Origin of the sequence: Microcystis sp. M109S1 (genome assembly GCF_020247025.1) — a bacterium.
Classification (GTDB): Bacteria; Cyanobacteriota; Cyanobacteriia; order Cyanobacteriales; family Microcystaceae; genus Microcystis.
On record NZ_JADBRW010000197.1, the window covers coordinates 1 to 8326 of the forward strand.

The window sequence follows — 8326 nt, forward strand, 5'->3', positions numbered from 1 at the left end:
AATTATGTTAAATTCTTGACTGAGCCTGTGCCGATTATTTTTAGCAAACTCTCCTAGCTCTCTATAACCTGAGTATCCTAGCATTGTTCCCAGTATTATTACTAATAATACTATCCATAAAGGGTGTCTTTTTCCTTTATTTTTCCGAAAGTCCTTGACTTGTTTCAGTTTTTCTATTAATCTCAAGATATATTTTAAAGGTTGGCGGTCACTTCTCATTTTACAAAGACAGTGATCGCTTTTACTTTTGATATTCTGATGGGAGAATGAAACAGCCCTACCGGATGGTGGGGATTAAACTCATCGGAAGCTTTTACCCAAGAAACCAACTTCCAACAAGATTTTAATGGTGATAATCAGATTGGTAATCCCTCCCCAGGTATTCTAGTTGGTGGCTTAGGTAATGATATTCTAGTTGGTGGCGCTGGTAACGATACCCTCAATGGTGCTGCTGGAATCGATACTTTAACCGGTGGGATGGGGACAGACATCTTCATCTTTCAATTTGGTCAGTCCACGGCTGCAGCCCTAGACCGAGTTACGGATTTTGCTATTGGTACTGATAAAATTGACCTGCTTAGTCAAGCTGGTGCGGCAATTAATGCTCCTGTCGCTTTTACCCAGGCCGCAGATAGCACCACGACCAATATTGACACCATTGTTACTAACGTCTTTACCGATGCTAATGGGGCAACAGCCGGAAATCAAGCTCTCGGAATTAACAGTGCTGTTTTAGTGCGGGACAATAGTTCTTCTACTTACCTAATTATCAACGACGGTACGCTTGGTTTCCAAAGTGCTAATGATTTGGTGATTAATCTCACCGGGTTAACGGGTACTTTACCGGCGCTCGGCACTATTGCGGTCAATAGTTTCTTTGTCTAAATTGATGGGGGGATTAATTCTCCCCTTTTAATTGTCTTTGATGATGAAAGTGAGGTAATCGTGCAATGGATACCCGATTAAAATATCAAGGTATTATTAAGACTGTTCTCCAGAATCATGCTAACTATCGTGCTACTTTACCTGATGGCTACACTTCTCAGGTTATATTTGATGATGAACGAGGACATTATCTAGTTTTAGATTTCGGTTGGAGTGGTAATAAGTATCTCCATGCAACACCAATTCACCTTAGCTTGGTTGTCGATAAAGTCTGGATTCAATGTGATGAAACGGAGGAAGGTATAGCTACTGATTTGATGGAGGCAGGTATTCCCAAAGAAGATATAGTACTCGGCTTTCGTTATCCTAAAGTACGCAAATATACAGGATTTGCTGTAGCTTAGTCACCAAAAATGTTGAATCTGTACATAAAACTTTATGCACAAGCTGAAATTGCAAAAGTGTTTTAGACAAACTCAATTATAAACAAAGTAATGCAATGGAGAATTTAATTTAACTTGTCGTACTTTTAGCCCTGAAATATATGATAGCGATGATAGTTTTAAAAATCCAAATCTGGTGAAAAGCGATCGGGAACATTTAAAGTTTTACCGCGATAGTTGATAAAATTTAGTTCTAACGTCTCACTACCTTGATCCTGAGCCTTTTTTTATTTTAATCGATCTATTTGAAAAAATCTCTAACAAAGTCCAATAATTCTGATAGAGGACTAATAAAATCTTGCAATTCTTTATTAATGTTTTTGGCTAAAAATGCTTTATCAAAAAATTTTAACATTCCTCGTTGTTGAGGATTGTTAATTTCGTTATAAAAATTAACTGTAACAAAACAGATAAGAGGAATTTCTGGAACATTATAGTTAATGCCGTATTTTTCCTTAACTTTAGAGCCATGGTCATTAGCTATTTCTAGCAAAAGTTTCCATTTATAGGTTTGTGCCGCTCTTTCTCGCAAAGAAGTTTTTAGCGATAAAATTATACATTTAGGATAGGGTATTTCTTGATTATTACCATCACTTATCTTTGCAGAAGTATGGTAAGAATAAATGATCAAATCACAATCTAGTTTTTGTTGTTCTCCATCACCCAATTTAATAGTCGATATATTTTCAAATCCTCGAACATCAGATTCTTTATTAGTTATACAAATATCTTGATCAATATTCTTGATTTCCTTATTTTTGAGAAAAATATAGATAACCGCATAGGGAAATATGTTTCCTACCACAGCTTTGGCAGTTTGTTTTTCATCTTTAATCAATCCCTGAAGCTTTCTTTGTTTAATAATTTTTTCTACTTCCTCTTGCGAACCTTGAATAACTTCATAGAGATGATTGAAAGCATTTTGATATATCTCCACATCTTGAATTTCTAAAATAGCATCTATTTTCGAGATTACAGGTGGCATATAATAAGCATTCTTGATTGTCTCGATTAATTGATTTTCCTGAGAATTAAAACTATAGATATCACTCATAAATCTTTAGGATTAAAAAACTAGGGCAAGTTCTAATTGTTTGATAATTGGATTTTTGCGAGATGAATCAAGCAAATTTTTCTGATCTAAAATAGGATTATTAAGACTTAGCAATATCTCCCTTCCTATTGCCTCTACTACAGGAGGTACAACCGCATTACCAAACTGTTTATAAGCTTGATTATCAGATACAGGAATAATGAATTTTTCAGGAAATCCCATCAATCTTGCACATTCTCTTGGTGTTAGACGACGGGGATTTTTTCCCTGTTGAGGGATCAAAATTTCGGAACCATCTTTATAATATCTAGCACTCAAAGTTCTGGCAATCCCCTCTAAATTAACCAATCCATAACCGAAACCATTCCCTTTTTCTTTATGTTTATCAGCATACTTCTGTAAGTAATCCCAGAGATGATCTGTTAAAGTATATTTACTATTAACTTCCCCTTCAAGAATATCTTTAATTTTAGGATGAATATCTGGTATTTCTGGAAACATAAATCGGCTAGGTTTCTCAAACCCGACAATAAAAATTCTTTTTCTGTTCTGGGGAACAAGAGAACGAGCATCTATTACCTGATAATAAATATGATAATTTAAATCCTCTGCTAGGGTATTTTTAATCACTTCAAATGTTTTACCCTTGTCATGACTCTGTAAATTTTTGACATTTTCCAAAATAAATGCTTTCGGTCTTTTTTCTCGAATAATTCTGACAACCTCGAAAAAAAGTGTTCCTTGAGTGGGATGATCAAATCCATGGCGAGTACCTAACGCATTGTGTTTAGTTACTCCAGCTATGCTAAAAGGCTGACAGGGAAACCCAGCCGTCAATATATCATGATCTGGTATTGTTAAAGCGGGAATTAAAGTAATATCTCCTTCGGGACTATCGTTAAAATTGGCTTCGTAGGTTTTTCGAGAAAATTTATTCCACTCCGATGAAAAAACACACTGACAACCCAGATTTTCAAAAGCTATTCTAAAGCCCCCAATGCCAGCAAATAAATCAATAAATTTGAACATTTTATCTTAATATTTTTATAGGGATGATCTTCCTTGATTATAACCAACAAGATAGCTAAAGTACAAGTGAATTAACCACCTTAATCCTGTTTTAATTGTTAAGTGGGTGGGTGGAATTAAATATAAGATGAACGTAGGTTGGGTTGAAGCATGAAACCCAACGCCCGCATGGGTTACGAAGTGCGCTAACCCATCCTACAAATAATTGTGCCTCCCTACTTAAGAGAGATACGACTGATTTTCCTCGTAGCTCAAAAGAATTCAGTCGCACCTTTTTGACATTCAAATCAAATCGGGAAAAACTTCGCGCACAGCAGGATGAATTAACCGATGATTGGCGACATTTAACCCCTTAGCGAGGGAAACATCTTGGTCCAAGGCTTTTACCCCATGGTCGGCTAATTTAATAACGTAGGGTAGGGTACTATTATTTAAAGCTTGGGTTGCCGTCCAGGGTACTGCTCCAGGCATATTAGGCACCCCATAATGTACTACTCCCGACTCCAGGTAAGTCGGTTGACTGTGGGAAGTGGCCCGCAGGGTTTCCACGCAGCCCCCTTGGTCCACTGCCACATCGACAATTACGGAACCAGGGTTCATTTTGGCGACTAAAGAGCGAGAAACCAGAGTCGGCGCTCGTTTTCCTAAGACTAGCACTGCCCCAATCAATAAATCGGCCTTAGGAACCACATTTTCTAATTGTGCCGGGCTACTATAAAGCAATTCTACCCTGGAACCGAATAAAGTTTCTAAATAGGCCAAGCGCTCGACGTTAATATCTAAAATAGTTACTTTTGCCCCCATACCGACGGCAATTCTGGCCGCTTCTGTACCCACTACACCACCGCCAAGGATAACCACTTGTCCAGGACTCACCCCGGGAAACCCCCCCAGTAAAACTCCCCTACCTCCCTGTTGTTTTTCCAGATAGCGGGCCCCAAATTGTACCGAAAGACGACCAGCAATAACACTCATGGGAGTCAAGAGAGGCAAGCGACCATCGGCAAGCTCGACCGTTTCATAGGCGATCGCAGTTGTTCCCGACTCGATTAATGCTTCTGTTAAATAGCGCTCGGCCGCTAGGTGTAAATAGGTGAATAGGAGAGCTTCCTTATTTAAAAAGCCGTATTCTGCCTTAAGCGGCTCTTTTACCTTGACAACTAGCGGTTTATCCCAAACTTGTGCCGCTTTTTCCACAATTTTGGCCCCAGATTTTTGGTAATCCTCATTGCTGAATCCAGCACCCAATCCGGCGGCCGTTTCCACAAATACCCTGTGACCGCGATCATTGAGTACACGCACACTACTAGGACTCAAACCGACGCGAAACTCTTGATCTTTAATCTCTTTGGGAACACCTATTTCCATGGTTTGCTTCTGGGGGACTATTTCTAACTAGGGTATGCGGCAAAAAGTTTTTCGGTGGGGGTAGGGTGTGGGGTTTTAGCCATTTTCAGGGGGTCAATTACCTAATTTTCAGGGGAAAAGTCCCGGAATTTTCCCCCGGTTCACTCCAATGGCCAGTACTTATCGAACAAAGTTTTTAGATTTATTCAGCAAACCCTAACTACTTTAGGCTGTTAGTCCTAGTTTGCGAGTTATCAGGCATAGTATTTGGGAATTTTAGCGACTTTTTTGGTATTCTTCGAGCAAATCGATTAAATCTATCTGACATTTGCTGGGTAACAAATCCGCTAGAGAAACTTGCAGATGACCACCTCCGAGGGTGACTTTTATCTCCCGCAGGATAGACATGACTGCATTCTCGCTTAAGCTGTCGTTTTCGAGCAAAGGGAAGACTTTTTCGGCAACGACGCTGTGTAAATGTGCTTCCCGGAGATAGAGATGCCATTTAGCCACGTCAATATAGATATTCTCGCCGATTTGGGCCGCCAGATTTTCGATGTCCTGAGTTGTATTAGCCATGGGATGTTACCGAGTAGTTAGCGATCGCCGCTATATAAATCAAATGTCCCACCAATAGGATAGCCCAAATTCCCGTGAACAGATTCAACCAAGTCCAATCGGAAAATTTGATGATATGAAAAAACCACAACCCTGAATTAATCGCTAAAAAACCCGCCACATGAACGGCGAAATTCATGCGATCATCTAAACGTCGGAAAGCGGGATCGTTTTTGCGATCGGGTTGACGTGGCCAACGAGGAGGCATAAGCAGTTATTAGTTATCAGTTATCAGTTATCAGTGTACCGTTTTTTTAGCTATCAGCCGTCAGCATATCGCTTGTACTCAAATTATCTACTGGTGGCGATTTCCACTTCGGGTAAGATTTCTAAAGATAAACGGGTTTTGACAGTGCCGGAAAGACGTTTAAGCAGTTGTGGGCGTAAATCGCGCATAATATAGATTAATTCGTCTCCGGTGCGCCATTCTTCCCTTTCTGTTACTACCTGTAGGGAATTATCGCGACGCAATAGTAGGGGCAGCAGTTCGCCATTTTCAATTAATTTAGTTAATCTGGTTTGTTGTTCGCTCAAATCATTGCCTTTAAAGATAGTTTTACCCAATTTAATCTGATTATCGTCTAAATACTGATTCCATTCCTTGACCGAAAAACTAGGGAGAAAAACCTGATTAACCTTATTTTTATCTGGGTTAGGGGTTCCCGCAAAGGCAGCCAACACCCGGGGAGGATGAAATTCCTCGCTGGCTCTTTGGGCTAAAACCAGATTAACCTCGCTATTATTAGTCAAAACCAGAAAAGTTCCCATGGATTCGATGCCTGCTTCTTGCAGTATTTTTGTATCAAGTCCGCTACTCTGCAGCACCGTCAAACCGTCTTCTTTTGCTTGCTGACAGGCTGCGGCATCCGTATCGATTAAAACCACGTTTTCCCCTTGTTCTTGGAATAAACAACCGATTAAGCGACCTAGAGGATTACAACCGACGATTACTGCTCCTGTTGCCGCAGAAGAAGTGATTTTTAGCCCTTTTGCCACCCACCGCGCCGTTAATCCCTGAATAAAAACGGTCATTAAAATTGTTAAAAAGACTAAAGCTTTGATCGCTTCACCGCCATTAATACCGGCACGGGTGAGTAAAATGGCAAATAAAGAAGCTACTGAGGCAGAAACGATTCCCCTAGGGGCAACCCAAGCGATAAATAGCTTATGTCGCCAATTTAGGTCACTTTTTAGGGTACACAGAGCCACACTCAGGGGACGTACCACCAGCATCAAGACTAACACGGTCAGGACGCTGCCCCAACCCAAAGCGATCACACTGGCGATCGAAAGATCCGCCGCTAGTAAAATAAACAGTACCGACACGCAAAGAGTCGTTAATTGACCCTTAAAACGTCTTAATAACCGCTCATCGGGAACTGCCGCCGCTTTTAGCACGATTCCCGCCATTACCACCGCCATTAACCCCGATTCACTGCGACTAAATTGCGATAAACCAAATAATCCCCAGACTCCCGCTAAAACCACGAGATTCTTTAACTCAAAAGTCAGAAAATTGCAAGTTTTTATAATAAAACTTAACAATCCGCCTCCAGCAATGCCGATCGCCGCCCCGATGCCTAAACGCAGGGTTAAACCAGTGATAATTTCCATGGGGCGGGCATGACTATCAATAATCGTATTTAGCACCACTACGGCTAAAATTGCGCCCACAGGGTCGATTAATACCCCTTCCCCTTCCAAAAGCGTCGCCACCCGCCGATCTACGGCTACTTGCCTCAGCAAAGGACCGATCACCGTCGGACCGGTTACTACCACTAAAGAAGCGTAAAGAAAAGCGATCGGCCAGGGAAATTCCCCCAACCAGTGGGCCGCCATACCGCCACCGATGAGAGTGATGGAAGTACCGAGGGTGACAAGATTGCGTAAACTGCCAGAAACTCGCCCTAATTCCCGTCCGCTCAGGCTTAAACCGCCTTCAAATAGGATAATCGCCACAGAGAGGGCAACAAGGACTTCTAAGCCAATTCCCAGACTTTGGGGGTGTAAAATTTCCCAACCATCGGACCCTAAAGCAATCCCAAAAATAAGCAGGAAGACAATACTGGGAACTTTCAGGTATTCGGCGATGACTTGGGCTGTAATCCCCGCCACCACAGTGATGACAATTTGCAGAGTAAGGGCGAAAGATGGATCCATGTTTAGCGATCGGTTATCGGCTATCGGTTATCGAAGCGGGTTTATTATCATCACCCTGCCTGAGTTGTTCCATTCCTAGCTCGATGTCACGTTTTAATACCTCCCGTTGGCGTTGAATTTCCTCAGAGGCTAGTGCTGGATGCTGAATTTTTTGTACGAGAAGCTGTTGTTCTTCGTCAGTTAAGGAAAGGATAATTTGAGCAAGGGAATCAATTAGTTTAGTATTGATTGCAGCAGCTTGACTGATAAATAAACAAATTCTTGGGAGTTAATTAATTATTTTAATCTAGTCTAGCGCGAGTTAGCAATTCCCACCCTACTAGAAGACTATTTGAACAGATCCGAATGAGTCCCAGTCCGAACGAGTGTCAAGCTTTCCTCATCTCGTTCAATCTTGTAGAGTAACAACCAATCCGGCTCGATATGGCACTCACCATAACCCGACCAATCTCCAACGAGATTATGATCTCGGTATCGCTCTGGTAGTATTTGTTCTTGCACCAGTAGTTCCACCACAGTTTTTAACTTTTCCAAGTCTTTACCCCGTTTTTTCATCCGCCTCAAATCGCGTCGAAAGCGGGTGCTTTCCTGTGGGGTTAACATTCCCCTGTATCCTTGTTCCAATCCTCGAACATCTGCCCGACGCTAGTATAACGCTTAAGACGCTCAGGATGTTTTTCTACTTCTTCAATGGCGGCGAGCGTTTCTGTATTAGGAATTTGAACATCAAAGGGAAAACCTTGATGAAAATCGACATCAGATAAGGCTGGATGCTGGATTTTTTGTAGCA

At 41.3% G+C, this 8326-nt stretch carries 11 protein-coding genes and 1 pseudogene; 3 read left to right on the forward strand and 9 right to left on the reverse strand.

Going from position 1 to position 8326, the window contains the following annotated elements; genetic code table 11:
* Positions 1-189, reverse strand: a 189-nt coding sequence (locus IM322_RS09540; RefSeq protein ID WP_287713184.1) for a transposase family protein, incomplete at its 3' end; no start/stop codon positions are given.
* Between the two features lie 162 nt (positions 190-351).
* On the opposite strand from IM322_RS09540, the pseudogene IM322_RS09550 reads away from it, so the two are divergent.
* Positions 352-885: pseudogene (locus IM322_RS09550) on the forward strand (bluetail domain-containing putative surface protein); the annotation flags it as partial.
* A 65-nt stretch (positions 886-950) separates the two neighbouring features.
* Positions 951-1289 (forward strand): XisI protein, encoded by a 339-nt coding sequence (locus tag IM322_RS09555; RefSeq protein ID WP_012268251.1) that lies wholly within the window; start codon positions 951-953, stop codon positions 1287-1289.
* Positions 1290-1569: 280 nt separating this feature from the next.
* Here the strand turns inward: IM322_RS09555 and IM322_RS09560 are convergent, their stop codons facing one another.
* The 6 genes from IM322_RS09560 to IM322_RS09585 all read right to left on the reverse strand — a co-directional run bounded on the left by IM322_RS09560 (position 1570) and on the right by IM322_RS09585 (position 7536).
* Entirely contained in the window at positions 1570-2382 is an 813-nt protein-coding gene (locus IM322_RS09560; protein WP_287676149.1) for a BsaWI family type II restriction enzyme, read from the reverse strand.
* A 12-nt stretch (positions 2383-2394) separates the two neighbouring features.
* Positions 2395-3411, reverse strand: coding sequence for a DNA (cytosine-5-)-methyltransferase (dcm, locus tag IM322_RS09565; protein ID WP_287676150.1), 1017 nt, complete (start codon positions 3409-3411; stop codon positions 2395-2397).
* A 282-nt stretch (positions 3412-3693) separates the two neighbouring features.
* On the reverse strand, positions 3694-4779 hold the full coding sequence (ald, locus tag IM322_RS09570) for an alanine dehydrogenase (RefSeq protein WP_287676151.1): 1086 nt from the start codon (positions 4777-4779) through the stop codon (positions 3694-3696).
* A gap of 255 nt (positions 4780-5034) precedes the next feature.
* Positions 5035-5337: a DUF3181 family protein gene (locus IM322_RS09575; RefSeq protein WP_287676153.1), complete on the reverse strand. Its 303-nt coding sequence runs from the start codon at positions 5335-5337 to the stop codon at positions 5035-5037.
* On the reverse strand, positions 5330-5584 hold the full coding sequence (locus IM322_RS09580) for a hypothetical protein (protein ID WP_002761850.1): 255 nt from the start codon (positions 5582-5584) through the stop codon (positions 5330-5332). Before IM322_RS09580 ends, IM322_RS09575 begins: the two co-directional genes overlap by 8 nt.
* An 83-nt stretch (positions 5585-5667) precedes the next feature.
* The gene (locus IM322_RS09585) at positions 5668-7536 is read right to left on the reverse strand and encodes a cation:proton antiporter (RefSeq protein WP_287676154.1); all 1869 of its coding nucleotides are present in this window, start codon (positions 7534-7536) and stop codon (positions 5668-5670) included.
* On the opposite strand from IM322_RS09585, the gene IM322_RS09590 reads away from it, so the two are divergent.
* Complete coding sequence (locus tag IM322_RS09590; protein ID WP_287676155.1) at positions 7527-7652, forward strand: hypothetical protein; 126 nt, start codon at positions 7527-7529, stop codon at positions 7650-7652. The two genes, IM322_RS09585 and IM322_RS09590, sit on opposite strands and share 10 nt — an antisense overlap.
* A gap of 211 nt (positions 7653-7863) precedes the next feature.
* Here IM322_RS09590 and IM322_RS09595 read toward each other — a convergent pair whose 3' ends face one another.
* The gene (locus tag IM322_RS09595) at positions 7864-8139 is read right to left on the reverse strand and encodes a type II toxin-antitoxin system YafQ family toxin (protein WP_043995505.1); all 276 of its coding nucleotides are present in this window, start codon (positions 8137-8139) and stop codon (positions 7864-7866) included.
* A partial coding sequence (locus IM322_RS09600; protein WP_287676156.1) for a type II toxin-antitoxin system RelB/DinJ family antitoxin occupies positions 8133-8326 on the reverse strand: 194 nt, incomplete at its 5' end. The genes IM322_RS09600 and IM322_RS09595, both read right to left, overlap by 7 nt.